We start from the raw sequence: 18,561 nt of genomic DNA, 5'->3' as shown, positions 1-18,561 counted from the left end.
CTGAAACACGGGTCATGTTAATGATATATAAAATAAAAATGAAAGGCAAGGTCAGTCCTGTAATAATTGCAGAAAAGCTCCCACAAGGGGAGCTTTTCCGCAAGCTTAGGCGTGATTTTTCGCCAACTTGACCATGAGTTTAGCAATCGTCTGCTTTTCTTCATCGTTGCCGACGTCCCATAGCTCTTTGATTGCACGGTTTTGAGTGTTTGCTGGATCCACTTTTTCATCGAGGAATTCCCCAATTTCAAAAGCCAGCTTTGAGATTGTGTCTTCACTCATCCCAAGTTTCTCCGCCTGTACAACTCGTTTTCCTAGAAATTTCTTCCAGGTGTCAAAATTTTTGATTACGCTATCTTCTTGTGTCATCTTAAATCCTCCTTCATGTTTACGGTCAAACACCTGCATACAGGCTGTAAGCCGCCTTACGTGAGATTTAAAAACAACACTTATAATATGTCTTAGAAGCTAAGTTATTATGCTGGAGTTTTTCTCCAACTGAAGATCAGGTAATCCATCCACCATTTGGACTAATAATCTGACCAGTGATATACCCGGACTCAGGCAAAGCCAAAAAATAAATTAGTGAAGATATTTCATTAGGCGTAGCCAAACGCCCTACTGGAATCTCATCCTCCAGCATACGGACTTCATCCTCCTGTAAATTGGACAGCATGTTCGTATTAACCGCTCCTGGAGCTACCGCGTTAACCGTTACACCAGATGGAGCCAGCTCTTTAGCTAAAGCCTTTGTAAAGGCATTCACTCCACCTTTGCTAGCCGAATAAGCTACTTCGCAAGAAGCTCCAGTGATTCCCCATACGGAAGAAACGTTGATGATACGACCATAACGTTGTGACACCATGTACGGCATAAAGATCTGACTGCACATAAAGGTTCCCTTCAAGTTAATGGACATAATGTCATCCCATTCCTCTTCGGTCACATCAGCTAGCATTCCGTAATGCGATTTACCGGCATTATTGACGAGAATATCCGGCTGCATCCCATTACTCTCAAGCTTTTCCGCCATACGTACAAGCTGACTACGATCCTTCATATCCGCGTTTACTGTCATTACCTTTGCGCCAAGGGCCATACAACGCCGAGCGACATCATTCGCAGCTTCATGTGAGTGTTTGTAATGAATAACTATATTCATCCCCACAGAAGCAAATCGTTCCGCAATGGCGCCGCCGATCCCTCCGCTTCCTCCTGTAATGAGCACTGTCATTTCCCCTAGTGGTTTGCTGCTCTCTCCCAAAACGCTCACCTAAGGACTCACCACCAATGAAACGGCAAGCTGTTCCCAGTTTACATGGGCTTGCAGACGCTCATTTACTTCTGCCAGAGTGATCGATTCATACATAGGCAGAACTTCAAACAGGTCACCACCACGGAACTGGTAGCGTGTAAATTCATGTGCGATACTTTCAGGGGAGTTCAGCATGCGCAAATAACCGCCAATTTTCTTTTTCCGTGCCCGCTCGAAATCCTTCTCCGCAAAGCCAGACTTTAAGATTAGATCTACTTCTTCTTTAATTCGTTTTAAAAGCAAATCCGGATCCTTTGTATCCCCACCCATTGCAGAAAAAGCATACTGCGGAGAACTATTAAATTCATGTCCAAAGCTGTCCGAGATCAATTCCTCATCATAAAGCTTTTGATACAATGCTGTGCTACTACCTACCAACAAATCGAGCATTAGCTTCGTTATCAGGTCGCGTTTCAGAGAAGCTTCACCTGTTAGATCTTCTACTTTTTCCTTGAAACCAAACATGATTTTCGGCATCGAAACAGCAAGCTTGCTTTCTAGCCGTTTTGTAGCAACTTGTTCGGGTTCATCTTCAAAAATACGCTTGATTTCACCCTGCTTGCCGTAGGTTTTACCCTTTTGGTTAGCGCGAATCAAGGAAAATACTTTCTCCGGGTCCACACCCCCAACCACGAACAACAACATATTGCTAGGGTGATAAAAAGCGTTATAACATGTGTACAGCGTTTCTTTCGTGATCGTACTAATCGATTCTACCGTACCTGCAATGTCAATCCGAACCGGATGCTTCGAATACATCGCTTCAATAAGGCCAAAATACACGCGCCAGTCCGGATTATCAGCATACATATTGATTTCTTGACCAATAATTCCCTTTTCCTTTTCTACATTCTCATCTGTAAAATAAGGACGCTGAACAAAATCAACGAGCGTACTAAGATTGGTCTCTATATTTTCTGTTGCTGAGAAAAGATAAACTGTCTGATCAAAGCTTGTAAAAGCATTGGCCGAGGCTCCATTTGAAGCAAAGGTAGCAAAAATATCGCCTTCTGGCTCTTCGAACATTTTGTGCTCTAAAAAGTGAGCTATACCATCAGGAACAGTGGTCTCTTCTTCACCTGCGACATGAAAATGATTGTCAACGGAACCGTATTTAGTTGCAAATGTAGCATAAGTCTTTTTAAAGGTTCGTTTCGGCAACACATATACCTGAAGTCCGTTATCCATGACCTCATGATAAATGGTCTCTTGAAGTCTGTCGTAATGAATTTGTTCCATCGTTATTCCTCCTTTCCTGTCAAGAAATATATCGTATCCAGCTGAAAGGTTTCAGCGGCAGCTTTTACATCTTCAGCACCGATTTGTTCCACCTGCTCCAATAGCTGATCCGCTGTCCGTTCTTTTCCTGACAACTGGCGGTTGAAGTCGTAAGAGATCATTTCAAAAGCAGAATCCGGAATCTCGGAAAGCTGATTTCGGATCATAGCTTTAGTCTGACTCAGTTCCAGATCACTGATATTGCCAGCTTTCATCTCTTCCAATTGCTTCTCTATAATGTCCACGGCTTTGCCGTAATTTTGCGTTTCGATACCTGATTGAATCGTTCCAATGCCCTTGTGGCCGTCATAACGAGACGAAGCATAATAGGCTAGGCTTGCCTTCTCACGTACGTTAACGAAGAGTTTAGAGTGGGGATACCCTCCTAATATTCCGTTGTACATAAGTGCGGACGCGTAATTATCATCCTTATAAGTAATAGAGGTGCGTAGACCCAGGTTCAACTTGCCCTGACTGACATCCAGCTTCTCTTCTACAGTCCGCACCTCATTAACTGATACAGGTACGAACTTAGAGCTATATAAGCCCACCTCGGACTGAACCAGGCCGAAATGACGCTGTACAAGCTTTTCTACTTCCTCAGCTGTAGTGTCACCCACTACATAGAGATCAAGGATGGCATCATCCAGCCAGGAATTATACGATTCATACAAACTTTTCGGAGTGATTTGATCCAGATCCGCTCTTTGCCCCAGAGGGTGAAGACGATATGGCTCGTTACGGCACATTTCCTCAATACAGCGCTCAGCAGCGTAACGTATCTTGTCATTTACGATGGACTCCAGCTTCTTGCGAACGGTTTCACGCTCCGTTGCAACATACGAAGGTCGGAAGCTGCCGTCTTCAACTAATGGACGAGTCAGTACTTCACCTAAGAAAGCGAAGGATTGTTCAAGTAAGCTCTCCTGGCTTTGCACAAAAGAGTCATTAATAGTATCCATGCGGAACTGAACGATTTGATAATCGCCTCTTTTATAAATATCAAACCCGAATCCAGCGCCATACAGTTCCTCCAAACGCTCGCGGAATTGTGTGGTCTCCGGATAAGTCGCGGTACCTCTGCGAAGCACGAATGGAGCTAGTGCAGTAGAGGTTACTGTATTCTCATCAAGTGGGATCCCAGCATAAAGTGAGATCGCGTAGGTCTTAAATGCCTTGGTTGGCATAACGTGAATGCGCAAGCCTCCTACGGTGCCATGCTGAAATACATTATTAGTCAAGTCCAAAACTCCTTTACGGCGTGGATAGTTGCTCTACATCATGTTTATGAATTATTAACCATTCTAAACCATTCCAAAGTAAGGAAGCAACCGGAAGCCTCTTCCCGGTTGCTCTCTGAATTCTCTATCCTTCTTTTTACATACAGAAAATATGCTGACCAATCGTCTTCACCTGAGGACGGGTCCAAATCCATTTAGAGGTCGCTGTTTTAGGATTGAAGTAATACAAACATCCTCCGGAAGGGTCCCAACCACTGAGTGCTTGCTCTACTGCCTTACGTGCTTGCTCATTCGGCTCCAAATAGATCTGACCATCGGCCACAGCTGTAAATGCTCTCGGTTGAAAAATAACGCCAGACGGCGTATTCGGGAAACTAGGTGATTTCACTCGGTTTAAAATGACCGCAGCAACAGCAACCTGACCTTCGAAAGGCTCACCTCTGGCTTCTCCATACACGGCATTAGCCATGATCTTGAGATCATTCTCCGATAAGCCCATCGAATTACCTGAAGACAATCCTGGCGAATTCGTTTTATTGGACGTATTTGTTTTATTGCCAGTGTTATTCTGTGCTGTCTTATTTCCCGTGCCCGTAGAAGGCTCAGTAGGCTTCCAGTTCTTCGTGGCGTTATACAGCTTCAGCTTAGTTTTGGCACCCACAATGCCATCAGACTTCATTCCGAATTTCCATTGAAACCAAGTTACTGCATTCTTCGTTTTTGGCCCAAAATGACTGTCTATTTTTCCGGCATAATAACCTAAATGCTTTAATCGCCCCTGCAATTCATAGACATCCTGACCCGTGGACCCAAGTTTAATGGGTGCTGTACTGAAAGCCGGCAAGACTTCTTCGTCAGGATTATTTAACTCGTGGACAAATGACGCAGCAGCACTTTGCTTGGTCTGAACAATGCCAATGCCATTCCCCTTGAAAAACGTTCCTGCAAACGGCGCGGCAGCAAGTGCAAGAGTTAAAGCAGCAAATATCCACATCTTTTGTTTCTTCATAGGGTTCGCTCTACCTTTCTTTTGTAAGTTCTGCATGGATGGCTAAAGTTATTATGACGACTGTCAGCGCATCCTATGCATTACTAAAAAAGAAGAAATAGCTTTTCATTGTAATTAAGAATAATTATCAACTATAATCGAAATAAGAAAACCATGGAGTTGATATGAATCCTGAATTTAAAGGACCACATTTTACTGTGGAACCACGCATTAATTGAAATTATAGATATACGTCATACTTTTCAACATTTTAGTGATATGAATTCATAATAGTCCAAGTAACAGGTTCGCACTTTTAGGGAATTCCTCCCTAAAAATCAGGCTAATTCCTTTATTTCTTACCAAAATTAATAAATTATAGGGAGCTTTTCCCTAATTATAAGTCTGAGAACCAATAATCACAGAATTTCAGGGAGAAATTCCCTAATTATTTTAATGAAGCTTCACTAAAGCCATTATTTGAATTGTCATTTACACTTCTTCAGCATGAGTAAGGGGCCGTCGCCAAGTAGTACAAACTACTTGGCGACGGCCCCTTTTTACTGTCTATTTAAGGTTTAAACTGACTTGTTCAGCTTAAGAACTGATCTTGTTATGCTGATACTGCTCAAGTGATACAAGCACCTCACGCGGCTTGCTGCCCTCGTAAGGCCCTATTACCCCACGAGCCTCCATAGAGTCAATCAAACGGGCTGCACGGGTGTAACCAACCCTCATCCGGCGCTGTAGTAGCGAGACTGAAGCTTGCTTCGCTTCAAGCACGATCGTTACGGCCTGCTCATATAATTCATCCTGTGGCTCCTGGTCTTCAGCAATTGTGTCATCAACCTCTGGAACAATGGACTCGTCATATTCTGCTTCACCTTGACTGCTGACATATTGAACGATTGTCTCAACCTCTTGATCGCTCATAAAGGCACCCTGCACACGAATCGGTTTAGAAGCCCCCATCGGTAAGAACAGCATGTCTCCCCGACCTAACAGCTTCTCCGCACCTGGCATATCCAGAATGGTACGTGAGTCTACATTGGAAGATACGCCGAAAGCGATACGAGATGGAATATTCGCCTTAATCAAACCTGTAATGACATCCACGGAAGGACGCTGAGTGGCGATAATTAGATGTATACCAGCTGCACGCGCCATCTGTGCAAGCCGACAGATAGCATCCTCTACATCGTTAGCGGCAACCATCATCAAATCCGCAAGCTCGTCCACAATAACAACGATATACGGAAGTATAGCAGCTGGGTTCTCAGCCATCAGCTTATTATAGCCTTCCATGTTGCGTGTACCTGATTTGGAGAAGAGTTCATACCTTTTCTCCATTTCCACAACAATCTTCTTTAAAGCTAAGCTCGCCCGCTTCGGATCAGTAACGACTGGAGCCAGAAGATGCGGAATCCCATTATAGACATTCAGCTCTACCATCTTCGGGTCCACCATCAGGAATTTGACTTCATCGGGTTTAGCTTTGTATAAAATACTCGTAATAATCCCGTTAATACAAACCGATTTACCAGAACCCGTTGCACCAGCCACCAATAAATGGGGCATCTTCGCTAAATTACCAATAATCGTCTGACCCGAAATATCACGTCCAAAAGCAATCGATAATCTGGATTCAGCTTCCTGAAAGATCTGTGTCTCCATAACTTCACGCATGGTCACAATAGACACTTCGGAATTTGGTACCTCTATCCCAATGGCTGATTTACCCGGAATTGGCGCCTCCATACGTATATCTTTGGCTGCAAGAGCAAGCGCAATGTCATCTGTCAGATTAACAATACGGCTAACTTTGACACCGATATCCGGCTGAATCTCATACCGTGTAACCGCTGGACCTCTAACTACTTCGAGAACCTTTGCTCTTACACCGAAACTCTCTAGGGTAGCTTCTAGCTTACGGGCGGTCTGCATATAATCATTCTGATCTCCCGCTTTGCCGCTGTTGTTAGGTTTGGCTAGAAGTCGGAAAGATGGCAGCTTATAAGGTTTTGGTGGAGGTGGTGCCGGTGGAGCAGGAATGATCTGTCCATCAGGAGTGGCGCTAAGCAATCCATCCAAGTCAATAGTCACATTCTCCTCAGGCTCATCTGAAGGCTGTTGACTAACTGGATTAACCCCAGCAACAGGAGCTTTGACGGTAACACCACGAGCTGCTGGAGAGAATTCACTCCATTCCTCCCGATCTTCCTCATTCAGCCCTTCAGAGCGGATATGCTCAAAGAAGTCGCGAATAATTGGAGTCACAGGTTCCATATCCATATCTGCATCATCAAAATCATGTTGGATATCCTCAAGTGGAGTCACACGACTATCTACTGAAAGCCCAGAAATGATCGGACCGTGCGAAGCACTTGTTACAATTGGACCTTGATCATCATCTTCAGAATCGGCTTCCGCCTCTGAACGGGTGGAGCCTGTGAACCAACCGGATATTTTTTTCAATAGAACAGGTTGCTTACGATTAGGTAAATATCGATCGTCTTCTTCCTCTTCGTCATCTTCGTCATAGACAGGCTGCTTCACTGGCCGAGTCTTTGCGGGTGCGGCTGCTTTGGAAGGTCTAGCTGCTACTGGGACTGCCTTCGGACGGTTTGCCGCATGGAGACGAATCCCTTCCACAAACTTAACCGTACGAACTCGCAAAAGAGTAATAATCTCTACATAGGAGAGATTTGTAATTAACATAAAGCTGATGGCAAGCATAACGATCATGAGCAGCTTAGCTCCCAGACTACCAAAGAGCCACAGCAGTGCAGCATACTCCAATCCGCCAATATATCCACCACTTATATCCTTACCCAGCATATAGACATTACTATTGTTAACACCGGGCGAAAGAGATCCCGAAAGATCATTATGTATTTGTGTCATCACGTTTCCAGGATGGAGCAAGGACAACGGGCCAAGCTTCTGCTCCATTGCAGAAATAGTGCTCATAAGGCACATGGATAGCAGAAGCAGAAGCACGCCTGTATGTCGACTGTTCCAAGAAGAAGGCCATCTTCGATGGATCATAACCATAAGCCCATAAAAAATACCAATAAGCGGCAACACAAAATAAAATCTCCCTAATAAATAACCCGCCATACTTGAAAGTGACCGCCCTACCGCCGCTTCACCGGACAGAGCAATAACGGATATCGTTATTAGTAAAATTCCGTAAATTTCATATTTTAAAACGCTGCCGAGCAGCGCTTTTTTCTTTTTCTTTTTTCGTTTAGCCACGCCAGCCACCCCCGGAACAACATTATACCATATAATGGCGTGGCGTACCTATGTTCTCTTTTGTCAAAAAATGAATCTTTATGTTAACGTAATTATCGCTCCAGGAGAGAACGACGGATCTAAATATCGCTCCAAAGGACAATCCAGCAATCTTACTATGCGCGCGCGTCCTTCCTCCATTGGCTCAACCTGCATGAGCATCCCTTGAACACTTACTTCTCGCGTTGTAGCGTAATTATTAAATGCCCCCTCCCACACCTGTTCCATCGACATTATCGTATAGAGTGTCATTGCGTAAGCCCTCCCGAAATCGCTGCTGTAGGCGCTGCAGAGAAATCTCCACCAATCATGCGGTTAAGATGCGCTAAGGCAGCTCCGATCCCGCCCACCTCATCCATGAGACCATATTTAACGGCGTCCAACCCCCCAACGGCTGTTCCAATATCTCGATTGAGCTCACCTGTCTTAAACATGAGGTCACGGAACTGTTCTTCAGAAATCCGAGAATGAGAAGTAACGAATTTTACTACACGCTCCTGCATTTTTTCCATGTATTCGAACGTCTGTGGCACTCCAATTACTAAGCCATTCATACGAATCGGATGTATCGTCATTGTTGCACTTTCCGCAATAATTGAATACGTAGAGGATACAGCGATAGGAACGCCAATACTATGGCCTCCTCCAATGACTACTGTTACCGTTGGTTTAGAGAGCGAAGAAATCATTTCGGCAATCGCTAGACCAGCTTCTACATCTCCACCAACAGTATTTAAAATAATAAGCAGACCTTTAATATTCTTATTCTGTTCAGCTGCCACCAGCTGAGGAATGATATGTTCGTATTTTGTCGTTTTGTTCTGAGGAGGCATTACAATATGGCCTTCAATCTGACCGATGATCGTTATGCAAAAGATATCCGGTTCACCGGTAGGAACAGCTGTTTGTCCAAGCTCTTTAAGTGCACCCATTGTAGTGGGCGGCATGTTTTCATTTGTACTTGGATTTCCCTCTTGTGGTATAACTTCCTCATTCTTTGCTCCATTTGATCCATTCATGTAGTTCATTTTCGCAGCTCTCCCTTTTCTTATGCAGCTCTGGTCTGCTATAGCCTTACTAACTTTCATTAGTATGACATTTCAGGGCCCCGCATTATGCAAACCTCTCCTCATGATGTGAATATAAACAATACAAAAACCCCTTTTCCCGTAGAAACCGTCCAATATTTCCGGGGAAAAGGGGCCAATGCCCAAGCTATATATTTATTTAAGGAGAATTCTCCTTACACTTCCATGATAATTGGCAAAATCATCGGTCTACGACGCGTTTGCTCATATAAGAATCGACCGAGTGAATCTTTTACGCTTGTTTTAAGCGATGCCCACTCATTTACTTTCTCACTCATCAGGCGCTGCAGTGTACTGGAAACAATTCGGTTCGCTTCGTCAAGCAGTCCTTCGGACTCACGAACATAAACGAAACCACGAGAAATGATGTCAGGTCCGGAGACAATTGCACCATTCTGTTTGCTTAGTGTAACCACGACAACCAAAATACCATCTTGAGACAGCAACTTACGGTCACGCAATACAATATTACCTACATCACCTACACCCAGACCGTCAATCAATACGTTACCAGCCGTTACTTTACCAGCTTTACGAGCGGCACCGCCTTGAATTTCCACTATCTCACCGATTTCAGTGATGAAAATGTTCTGAGACTCTACGCCAACCGATTCTGCCAAAAGCGCATGTTTGCGTTGCATACGGTATTCACCGTGAATTGGAATGAAATATTTAGGTTTCATCAAGTTGAGCATAAGCTTAAGCTCTTCCTGGCTACCGTGACCGGATACGTGAACGCCAGAATTGGAACCGCTATAAATTACGTTAGCGCCAAGACGGAACAATTCATCAATGGTACGACCTACATATTTCTCGTTACCTGGTACCGGTGTTGCTGCAATAATAACAGTATCACCTGGCAAGATATCTACTTTACGATGACTGGAACGTGCCATACGGGTCAATGCGGACATTGGCTCGCCTTGGGATCCTGTGCAAAGAACAACGACACGGTTCGCTGCCATTCTGTTCATTTCTTCAGGCTCGATCAGCATACCGTCAGGTACGTTCAGATATCCAAGCTCAGAAGCGATGGATACAACGTTTACCATACTACGGCCAATAACTGTAATCTTACGGCCTGTGGATTCTGCTGCATTAACCACTTGTTGAATGCGGTGCACATTGGAAGCAAAAGTTGCTACAACGACACGTTGTTCAGCTTTGCGGAAAATGTCTTCCAGAACGATACCGACATTTTTCTCAGATGGGGTAAAGCCTGGTTTCTCAGCATTTGTACTATCCGACAAAAGAGCAAGCACGCCCTTCTGACCAATTTCAGCCATCCGATGCAGATTTGCAAATTGACCGTTGACTGGAGTGTGGTCAAATTTGAAATCTCCCGTATGAACTACGTTACCTTCCGGTGTTTCTATGCATACACCGACGGAATCAGGAATACTGTGATTGGTTCTGAAGAAAGTAACTTTGAGCGAACTTCCCAGTTGAATTTCTGAATCTTCATTGATCAGAATTCGTTTGGTGTCACCCAGTAAGTTTGCTTCCTTCAATTTGTTTTCTACAAGGCCTAATGTAAGTCTTGTTCCGTAAACCGGAACATTCAAATTCTTCAGGACATATGGGAGACCACCGATGTGATCCTCGTGTCCGTGGGTAAGTACAATCCCTCTTACCTTGTCACGGTTCTCTGTCAAATAAGAGATATCAGGAATTACAATATCAATACCGAGCATATCTTCTTCCGGGAACTTTAGTCCCGAATCCACGACTACAATGTCAGCTCCATATTGAATGACATACATGTTTTTCCCGATTTCTCCGACTCCGCCCAATGCGAAAATCATCAATTTATCGTTGTTGTTTTTTTTGGACAAATGAATCTAACCCTCCTATGATGTTGGACGTCATACTTTTATTGGTAAATATTGAACTTCGATTATTTCAGCGGCGCTGAACACATTCTTCAAACAGCTGATAGCTTCCTTAATTAACAAGGATATTCCTGATATCTGTAAAATGCGCAATGCGAAAGCTCCCGATTCCGGGCAGTAAAGTTCATATTGAAGCGGACAAATGCCGTCAAAATTCACCGTCGCGCCCCTCGCGCGAAGACATTTCAATCATTTACACAGACTCATCTTGGGACCTATCCTGTCTCACAATGTATACCATTGACGGAAGATTACCGCATATTTAATTTTAACCGCACCCAGTCACTTAAGATCATTATACATGATTTTTTTGGCAAAAGACAAGTCACCCTATCTCGTATCCAAATTCTTTCCTTAAATGTGACCCATTATTTTAGCAAAATATAATAAATATAAAAACCGGCTCTCCACAGGAGAAGCCGGTTTAAAGACTAGAATATCATTGTTCAGCACTTAGTGAAATAGTGCCTCGATAAAGGCCGCCTCAGCTTCAGTAGGTGAAATAAGCGGCAATCTGACGCCTCCAACAGGCAGACCTTTCAGACTTAAAGCATATTTAACCGCTGAAGGATTCGGTAAAGGTTGTGGACATTCGAACAACCCCTTGTAAATAGGGAACAATTGCCGATGGATCTCTCCCGCTCGCTGAACATTTCCTGAGGTGAATGCATAGATCATTTCTGACATCTGTGCACCAACCACATGACTAGCTACACTGATAATTCCGTATCCTCCTACGGCTAGACTAGCTAAGCCCGTAGAGTCATCACCAGTAAATACACGGAAGTCATCGGAACACGCAGAAGCGATAAGTGTTACTTGATCGACAGATGCACATTCCTTTGTCGCAACAATATTCGATATTTCAGCAAGTCGAAGGGTTGTGTCCACGCTCATACTTACACCCGTGCGACCGGGAACATTATACAGCATGACTGGCAATGAAGTCTCCGTAGCAATCGCAGAAAAATGCTGATAGAGCCCTTCCTGATTAGGCTTATTGTAATAAGGAACGACCAAAAGTACGCCATCCACACCTATTTTCTCCGCTTCCTTCGTGAGGTGAATAGAGTGCTTCGTGTTATTACTGCCTGTTCCAGCAATAATTTTACAGCGACCATTCGCCTTCTCTAGTACAAAAGAAAACAGCTGCAGTTTCTCCTCATCACTTAACGTTGGGGATTCCCCAGTTGTACCACAGACAACCAATGCCTCTGATTTCTGTTCCTCAATTAAATAATCGACAAGCTGTGAAGTTACATCCCAGTTGATTTCTCCATCCCCGTCAAAGGGGGTTACCATGGCTGTTATTAATCTTCCGAAATCCACTTTGAATTCCTCCTTAGCGGTGCAATTCAAACATAGCGTGCAGCGAACGCAGGGACTGCACCATATCCTCTTTCTTCACCAGCACCCAAATCGTTGTATTCGAATCTGCGGATTGGAGAATCTGAATATTTTGTGAGCTAAGTGCCTCAACGATACGCGCCATAATACCAGGCACACCATTAATTCCGCCCCCGATAACGGAAACTTTTGCACAACCTGATAAACTCTTAGGACGCAAGCCCAATTGCTGAAGAACTGAGATGGCCTTTTCTGATTTGTCATCGAACACAGTATAAAGAGCTTCAGTAGGTGTTACATTAATAAAATCAACGCTTATTCCGTTGTCGGCCATACTTTTAAAAATTTGCAGTTGAACGCCCGTACCATTTCCATCTGGACACTCCACAGAAATCTGTGTAACGTTGCTGACATAAGCAATCCCTGTTACGAAGCGATCTACAATGCCGCCAGACTGAATGTCGTTGAATCCTTCAGGATTCGTAACCAGCGTACCTTCAGTCTCAGAAAATGTTGAACGAACGCGTACTGGAATTTGTGCCTGCATAGCAATCTCAACCGCACGTGGATGGATCACTTTTGCTCCTTGATGAGCCATATTACAAATTTCTGTATAACTAACATACGTTAGCGGTTTTGCATCTTCAACGATCCGCGGATCTGCTGTAAGAATCCCGTTAACATCTGTATAGATATCAACCATATCTGCATGAAGGGCAGCACCCAGTGCAGTCGCAGAGGTGTCACTTCCTCCACGGCCCAAAGTCGTCAAATCACCTGCTTCAGTCTGTCCTTGGAACCCGGTCACTATAACTACTTTATCTTCACGCAGTTCACGAAGAATACGATCAGGACGTACATCTAGAATTCTTGCATTGCCATAGTTGCTATCTGTCATAAAACCAGCCTGAGCTCCCGTTAGTACCGTAGAAGCAATCCCTTCATTCTCCAGCAGGCCACAAAGTGTAGTAGCAGAGATAATCTCACCACAGCACATCAAGAGATCCTTCTCACGCTCTGGGAGTGAATCTCCATTCTGAACAGCCCAATCCAGCAGAGTATCTGTTGCATAAGGTTCTCCGCGTCTGCCCATTGCCGAAACGACAATGACCAAACTATAGCCGCTAGCGAGCTCCCGCTTGACATTACGAATGACGTGCTCTCTAGCTTGTGGTGTTGAAAGTGATGTTCCTCCGAATTTTTGTACCAGAATACCCATGTATAATTCCTCCATTATTGTCAAAGCAAACACACTAATCGTTCGTAAATAGAACTCATTTCGTCTCTAATGAGAAATTCCTTTACAGTACGTAAGCTTATTTCTTAAGTAATTTTCTTTTATTTTGAAAAATGGTTGTACCGCCCTCGAAATGAGGACGGTAGCAGTAAAGCTTATATTTTTTGGTGGCAATGATCTCAGCAATGGGTTTAGCAGATCTTGGCTTTGAATGTTTACGACCGTATCTATTGATTAAGAAGTAACTCCGACCAAGGCGGCATTTAACTTCTCATTGCTCATTTAGTGCATCTCCCCTTTTTATGTCCGCAACTAGCTCCACCGATTCCGCCCTATTCTAGACGGAATGAAACTTTTCAATAATCATCGGCTGTAGTTGTTTACCTTGCAAAGCGGCATAGCAAGCTTCTGGGATAAGATCCATACGCGCTACTAACGAATTAGGTTTGCCCTCAGGGTTATCCTGTCCGAATGGCACAAAATAAATATGTTTAGCCACTAGAAGCTTTGCAATATTTGCGGCATTAAGACCTAAGCCATCATTGGTAGATATCGCGAGAACAAGTGGACGTCCATTGCGCATCTGCGATTTTGCAGCCATGAGCACTGGACTATCGGTCATAGCATTTGCCAATTTACTCGTTGTATTTCCAGTGCAAGGTGCTATCGTCAGCACATCCAGCAGCTTGGAAGGACCCAGCGGTTCCGCTTCAACAATTGTAGAAATGATATCATTACCTGTTATATCTTTCAACTGTTTTAGCCAATTTTGCGATGTTCCAAAGCGGGTGTCGGTGCCTAGTACGGATGCTGAAACTATGGGCACTACGTTTGCTCCTCCATCTACGAAGCGTTGAATTTGCGGCATTACCTCCGCAAATGTGCAGTGAGATCCGGTAATCGCATACCCTACTGTTTTTCCGTGCCAATCCATTTTATTCGTCCCCCTTGATTAAAGCCTCGTCCGATATCGACTGAACCAGCGCATTTGCCATAATAATCCCAGCGCTTTTAGGAGCTACAATGCCAGGGAGTCCAGGTGCCAGCATCGCTTTAATTCCTCTTTTCTCAGCATAACGAAAGTCACATCCACCTGGAGCGGAAGCCAGGTCGACAATTAAGCAATGCGGTGAGATACGTGAGAGTACTTGTGCGGTGATGATCATACTTGGAATCGTATTAAATATCAGATCAACATCCGGCACATGAAGCAACAGTTCACTGGTCATAAACGGCTTCCAGCCCATTTCCTCAGCACGTGCATAATGTTCCTGTTTTCTAACACCGGCTTTGACACTAGCACCCAATCCTTGTAGACTTCTTGCCATTGTAAAACCCGTTCTGCCCAAGCCCAGTACCATCGATTTGGAACTGTGAATGGTAAAATCCGTGTTCTGTATGGCCATAACCAGTGCCCCTTCCGCTGTTGGGATGGAGTTGTAGATGGCTACATCATCACGATTAAGCAATTCAATTAACTTTAACGAATGCTTGGCGCACATGCCGCGTAAGTAGCTTTTAGCCATACCGCTATACACCAAACAATGGGGTGGCAGAGCAGCAAAATGTTCTTCCAAGAGCATCAAGCGTTCAGAAGAAAATAAAGCACTAATATTCCCTTCATCATCACAACCAACCGTAGGCAACACTAATACATCTGCATTACTAAGCAGCTCTACCGTCATCTGTTCCAGGCTCACCCCTGGGCAAGGGGCTTCCCATTTATCGAACCCGGCAGCGCTTACCGTCGCATCCAATTCCACACATTTCCGAATCACTTCAAGCTGTCTCGCGTCCCCGCCCAGGAACACGATCCTGACGCCAGTAAGCATAGGGATGACGCTCCTTTCAACATACACTATCGACTATAGAGCATCTTATGCTGGGCATTCTTAATGGGTGAAAAGCGGAGAAGAATTACCATGCAGGCTTAAATGTGAAACTTATAAATTGTCATATTCAAACGAAAAAAAGCTCGCGAATCACGCCGATTAGGCATAAATTCGCAAGCTTTTTAATAAGTCATATTATTTGCCAGTGTGACCAAAGCCTCCGGCTCCACGTTCTGTTTCGGATAAAGCATCTACTTCAACCAAAGTGACCACTGGAACCGCTTGAAATACCATTTGGGCAATGCGCTCATTACGAGCGATAGCAAATGGCTCTTGCCCTAGATTGATCAACAACACTTTGATCTCTCCACGATAATCAGCATCAATCGTTCCAGGTGTGTTCAAACACGTAATCCCATGCTTCAAGGCTAGTCCACTTCGTGGACGAATTTGAGCTTCTAATCCGTCTGGCATAGCTAATGATATGCCTGTTGGAATTAATGCACGTTCTCCAGGTGCAAGCACGACTTCGCTACCAACTGCGGCATATAGATCATACCCGGAAGCCTGTTCTGACATTTTACAAGGAAGATTAACATCCTCGTTTCCAGCTAGTTTATTGATTTGTACGTAATAAGACAAGATCATCTCTCCTAACATTTGCAATAGCTTTATCTGTTGAACCTACCATCGCTAAAGAAAGCGGCTCAGCAAACATATTATCAAGCACACTGTTGATATTGTCCATCGTTACTAACTGAATCTTGGCGATCATATCGTCTAATGTGTTATGTTTTCCGAGCATAAGTTCATTTTTTCCAATCCGATTCATCCGGCTACTAGTACTTTCCAGGCTAAGAATAAGGCTACCTTTAAGCTGCTCCTTGCCTTTTCTCAGTTCATCTTCACTAAGACCCTCAGTAGCAAGTTCGTACATCATTTCCTTAATTAGCTCCGTTACATCCTTAGTTTGCTTCGGTGCTGTTCCAGCATAGACCGTGAACAAACCAGAATCCGCTTGAGAACTGTGGTATGAATATACAGAATAGGCTAGGCCACGTTTTTCGCGAATCTCTTGGAACATCCGTGAGCTCATACCGCCGCCAATGGCATTATTAATAAGCACCATAGCATATTGCAATGGGTCGCCAGAGCGGACCCCTGGTAGGGAAAGACAGATATGATTCTGTTCTGTTTTTTTGCGGTGAAACAACAAGTCCCCATAATAATCCGGTGGAGTCAACGGCGCAGATGTGCCATGATTAGCAAAAGAACCAAAATGCTGCTCCAGCAGCTCAATCAATCCATCGCTGATGTTCCCAGCTACACTAATTACCGTATTCTCAATCGTATACTGCTCCTTCATGTAGGCACGAAGATCATCCGGCTTCATCTCCATCAGCCGTTCCTTTAAGCCAAGGATAGAATACGCAAGCGGATGATCCTTGTAAGCAGCAGCACACATCAAATCATGCACAAGATCGTCTGGTGTATCTTCGCACATAGAAATTTCCTCAAGGATGACGTTCTTTTCTTTCTCCAGCTCTTCAGCATCCATACGTGAACGGAAAAACATATCTGCTAGCACATCTACTGCGATAGGCAGATGCTCATCCAGTACTTTTGCATAATAGCAAGTATATTCCTTAGAGGTAAACGCATTTACATTGCCGCCAATAGCATCGAACTGCTCGGCAATATCCTTAGCACTATATCGGTCCGTACCTTTAAAAAGCATATGCTCTACAAAATGGGATATCCCGTTGTTTCCAGGGTGTTCATTCCGCGAACCTGTCTTCACCCATATTCCAAATGAAACGGACCGGCCGGTCGGAATTTTTTCCATCACTACTCGTAATCCATTGGATAATACTATTTTTTCCACTTCATGTCCTCCTGGCAATAGCCATGTTCTATCTAAATTAATACACGTGCCTATAATCCTACCAGAAATAGATCACTCACTCAACATCAGAGGGGATTAGACGCTCCGCTGACAGCGTTTGGCTAACTGTTCCTAGCTGTAACCCTTTTGCCTTTATCCCGCGTATCATGGCCTTCAGCGCCTTGGAGGATGAGGCAGTAGGATGCATTAGAACAAGTGTGCCGGGTTCAGCTTTGCTTGTGATTTTGGCAACTATAGATTCAGGAGAAGGATTGCGCCAATCCACCGTATCTACAGTCCAGAGTACAGTCTTTAAGCCCAAGCTGCTAGCGATTTCTACTGTCTCTTGATCGAAATCACCAGATGGAGGCGCGAACCATTTATTAGTGACTCCAAGCGATTCCTTTAGCAGCTTTTGCGTCTTCTCAATCTCAACGGTAGCCCGCGCTCGACTTAAAGTACTCATATTGGGGTGGGTATAGGCGTGATTCTCCATCTCATGACCACGCTTTAACATTTCCGTAGCAAGCTCTGGATTCTTACTCAGCCAGCTTCCATCCAGAAAAAACGTAACTTTCACGTTCTCTTCATCCAAAATATCCAGCATTGGCACGATATACTGATTCCCCCAAGCCACATTAATCATCAGTGATACCATCGGCTTCGCCGGATTTCCTCGATATATAGGTTCTGCTCCCAGTTCATTTAACGATACTTTTGGTTCGATCTGCCGATACACTAACTTTATGGGCTCTTTTGGTGCCAAAAGAGCATTCCGATAGGTACTCTCTACATCAATCTCAAGTCCGTTATAGCCCGGAATGGCTTTCCACACCCGGTCAACCACTGCATCCACTGGAGGTGCATTTAGTTTGGCCGCGGCGGTCTCAATCCTCAGACGAAGATCGTTGTTCGCCGCCTTAGGGATATCCATCCACACCGCGAGATCATCCTGCGGCTTCAATTGCGCAAGCATGTCTTTGACTGGTCCCTGTGTGCTACCAATTCCTATCACGATTGCTACACAAGCAACCACTAATGCCACTTTTTCCGTCTTCATGACGACTTCCTCCCCGGTAGAAACGAATTTCAGGTTCGTTCCACACGATTACAAAGACACTTTGTCCCAATCTATGAGACAAGGGAGGATTTTATGTCATG

General features: G+C 44.3%; 16 protein-coding genes. All 16 read right to left on the bottom strand.

Features of this window, described 5'->3' with window-relative positions:
* Positions 1 to 105: 105 nt before the first annotated feature.
* The 16 genes from MKY52_RS21160 to MKY52_RS21085 all read right to left on the bottom strand — a co-directional run bounded on the left by MKY52_RS21160 (position 106) and on the right by MKY52_RS21085 (position 18,460).
* Positions 106 to 369, bottom strand: a complete 264-nt coding sequence (locus MKY52_RS21160) for a DUF3243 domain-containing protein (protein ID WP_042189396.1) — start codon at positions 367 to 369, stop codon at positions 106 to 108.
* Positions 370 to 505: 136 nt separating this feature from the next.
* Complete coding sequence (gene ymfI, locus MKY52_RS21155; protein ID WP_341053473.1) at positions 506 to 1,234, bottom strand: elongation factor P 5-aminopentanone reductase; 729 nt, start codon at positions 1,232 to 1,234, stop codon at positions 506 to 508.
* A 39-nt stretch (positions 1,235 to 1,273) separates the two neighbouring features.
* Positions 1,274 to 2,554 carry an EF-P 5-aminopentanol modification-associated protein YfmH gene (gene yfmH / locus MKY52_RS21150; RefSeq protein ID WP_341053198.1) on the bottom strand — a complete coding sequence of 427 codons (1,281 nt, stop codon included), beginning with the start codon at positions 2,552 to 2,554 and terminating at the stop codon, positions 1,274 to 1,276.
* Positions 2,555 to 2,556: 2 nt separating this feature from the next.
* Positions 2,557 to 3,834, bottom strand: a complete 1,278-nt coding sequence (gene yfmF / locus MKY52_RS21145; protein ID WP_445671002.1) for an EF-P 5-aminopentanol modification-associated protein YfmF — start codon at positions 3,832 to 3,834, stop codon at positions 2,557 to 2,559.
* Positions 3,835 to 3,970: 136 nt separating this feature from the next.
* Positions 3,971 to 4,843, bottom strand: a complete 873-nt coding sequence (sleB, locus tag MKY52_RS21140) for a spore cortex-lytic enzyme (RefSeq protein ID WP_341053197.1) — start codon at positions 4,841 to 4,843, stop codon at positions 3,971 to 3,973.
* Positions 4,844 to 5,419: 576 nt separating this feature from the next.
* Positions 5,420 to 8,080 carry an FtsK/SpoIIIE family DNA translocase gene (locus MKY52_RS21135; protein ID WP_341053194.1) on the bottom strand — a complete coding sequence of 887 codons (2,661 nt, stop codon included), beginning with the start codon at positions 8,078 to 8,080 and terminating at the stop codon, positions 5,420 to 5,422.
* A gap of 78 nt (positions 8,081 to 8,158) precedes the next feature.
* Positions 8,159 to 8,371, bottom strand: coding sequence for a YlzJ-like family protein (locus MKY52_RS21130; protein WP_042128829.1), 213 nt, complete (start codon positions 8,369 to 8,371; stop codon positions 8,159 to 8,161).
* Positions 8,368 to 9,147 carry a ClpP family protease gene (locus tag MKY52_RS21125; protein ID WP_179281594.1) on the bottom strand — a complete coding sequence of 260 codons (780 nt, stop codon included), beginning with the start codon at positions 9,145 to 9,147 and terminating at the stop codon, positions 8,368 to 8,370. The genes MKY52_RS21130 and MKY52_RS21125 overlap by 4 nt, the downstream gene beginning before the upstream one ends.
* Before the next feature lie 215 nt (positions 9,148 to 9,362).
* Positions 9,363 to 11,042, bottom strand: coding sequence for a ribonuclease J (locus MKY52_RS21120; protein ID WP_042189403.1), 1,680 nt, complete (start codon positions 11,040 to 11,042; stop codon positions 9,363 to 9,365).
* 510 nt (positions 11,043 to 11,552) lie between these two features.
* Positions 11,553 to 12,428, bottom strand: a complete 876-nt coding sequence (gene dapA / locus MKY52_RS21115; protein ID WP_341053193.1) for a 4-hydroxy-tetrahydrodipicolinate synthase — start codon at positions 12,426 to 12,428, stop codon at positions 11,553 to 11,555.
* 13 nt (positions 12,429 to 12,441) lie between these two features.
* Positions 12,442 to 13,665: an aspartate kinase gene (gene dapG / locus MKY52_RS21110; RefSeq protein WP_340970891.1), complete on the bottom strand. Its 1,224-nt coding sequence runs from the start codon at positions 13,663 to 13,665 to the stop codon at positions 12,442 to 12,444.
* Between the two features lie 355 nt (positions 13,666 to 14,020).
* Positions 14,021 to 14,617: a dipicolinate synthase subunit B gene (locus MKY52_RS21105; protein ID WP_042189406.1), complete on the bottom strand. Its 597-nt coding sequence runs from the start codon at positions 14,615 to 14,617 to the stop codon at positions 14,021 to 14,023.
* A 1-nt stretch (position 14,618) separates the two neighbouring features.
* Entirely contained in the window at positions 14,619 to 15,515 is an 897-nt protein-coding gene (gene dpsA / locus MKY52_RS21100) for a dipicolinate synthase subunit DpsA (protein ID WP_042189407.1), read from the bottom strand.
* A 195-nt stretch (positions 15,516 to 15,710) separates the two neighbouring features.
* On the bottom strand, positions 15,711 to 16,157 hold the full coding sequence (gene dut / locus MKY52_RS21095) for a dUTP diphosphatase (protein WP_197071224.1): 447 nt from the start codon (positions 16,155 to 16,157) through the stop codon (positions 15,711 to 15,713).
* On the bottom strand, positions 16,132 to 17,400 hold the full coding sequence (locus tag MKY52_RS21090) for a M16 family metallopeptidase (protein ID WP_042189409.1): 1,269 nt from the start codon (positions 17,398 to 17,400) through the stop codon (positions 16,132 to 16,134). Before MKY52_RS21090 ends, dut begins: the two co-directional genes overlap by 26 nt.
* Before the next feature lie 76 nt (positions 17,401 to 17,476).
* Positions 17,477 to 18,460 (bottom strand): polysaccharide deacetylase family protein, encoded by a 984-nt coding sequence (locus tag MKY52_RS21085; protein ID WP_076285434.1) that lies wholly within the window; start codon positions 18,458 to 18,460, stop codon positions 17,477 to 17,479.
* Between the last annotated feature and the right edge of the window lie 101 nt (positions 18,461 to 18,561).

The organism is Paenibacillus sp. FSL P4-0184 (genome assembly GCF_038004625.1).
Taxonomy (GTDB): domain Bacteria; phylum Bacillota; class Bacilli; order Paenibacillales; family Paenibacillaceae; genus Paenibacillus_AQ.
This window is presented reverse-complemented; position numbering and strand designations above follow the sequence as displayed.

Coding starts and splice junctions, on each gene's coding strand:
- ymfI (WP_341053473.1), bottom strand. CDS start 1,234: ATGACAGTGCTCATTACAGGAGGAAGCGGAGGGATCGGCGGCGCCATT.
- dapG (WP_340970891.1), bottom strand. CDS start 13,665: ATGGGTATTCTGGTACAAAAATTCGGAGGAACATCACTTTCAACACCA.
- sleB (WP_341053197.1), bottom strand. CDS start 4,843: ATGAAGAAACAAAAGATGTGGATATTTGCTGCTTTAACTCTTGCACTT.
- dpsA (WP_042189407.1), bottom strand. CDS start 15,515: ATGCTTACTGGCGTCAGGATCGTGTTCCTGGGCGGGGACGCGAGACAG.
- MKY52_RS21125 (WP_179281594.1), bottom strand. CDS start 9,147: ATGAACTACATGAATGGATCAAATGGAGCAAAGAATGAGGAAGTTATA.
- MKY52_RS21160 (WP_042189396.1), bottom strand. CDS start 369: ATGACACAAGAAGATAGCGTAATCAAAAATTTTGACACCTGGAAGAAA.
- yfmH (WP_341053198.1), bottom strand. CDS start 2,554: ATGGAACAAATTCATTACGACAGACTTCAAGAGACCATTTATCATGAG.
- MKY52_RS21105 (WP_042189406.1), bottom strand. CDS start 14,617: ATGGATTGGCACGGAAAAACAGTAGGGTATGCGATTACCGGATCTCAC.
- MKY52_RS21130 (WP_042128829.1), bottom strand. CDS start 8,371: ATGACACTCTATACGATAATGTCGATGGAACAGGTGTGGGAGGGGGCA.
- MKY52_RS21085 (WP_076285434.1), bottom strand. CDS start 18,460: ATGAAGACGGAAAAAGTGGCATTAGTGGTTGCTTGTGTAGCAATCGTG.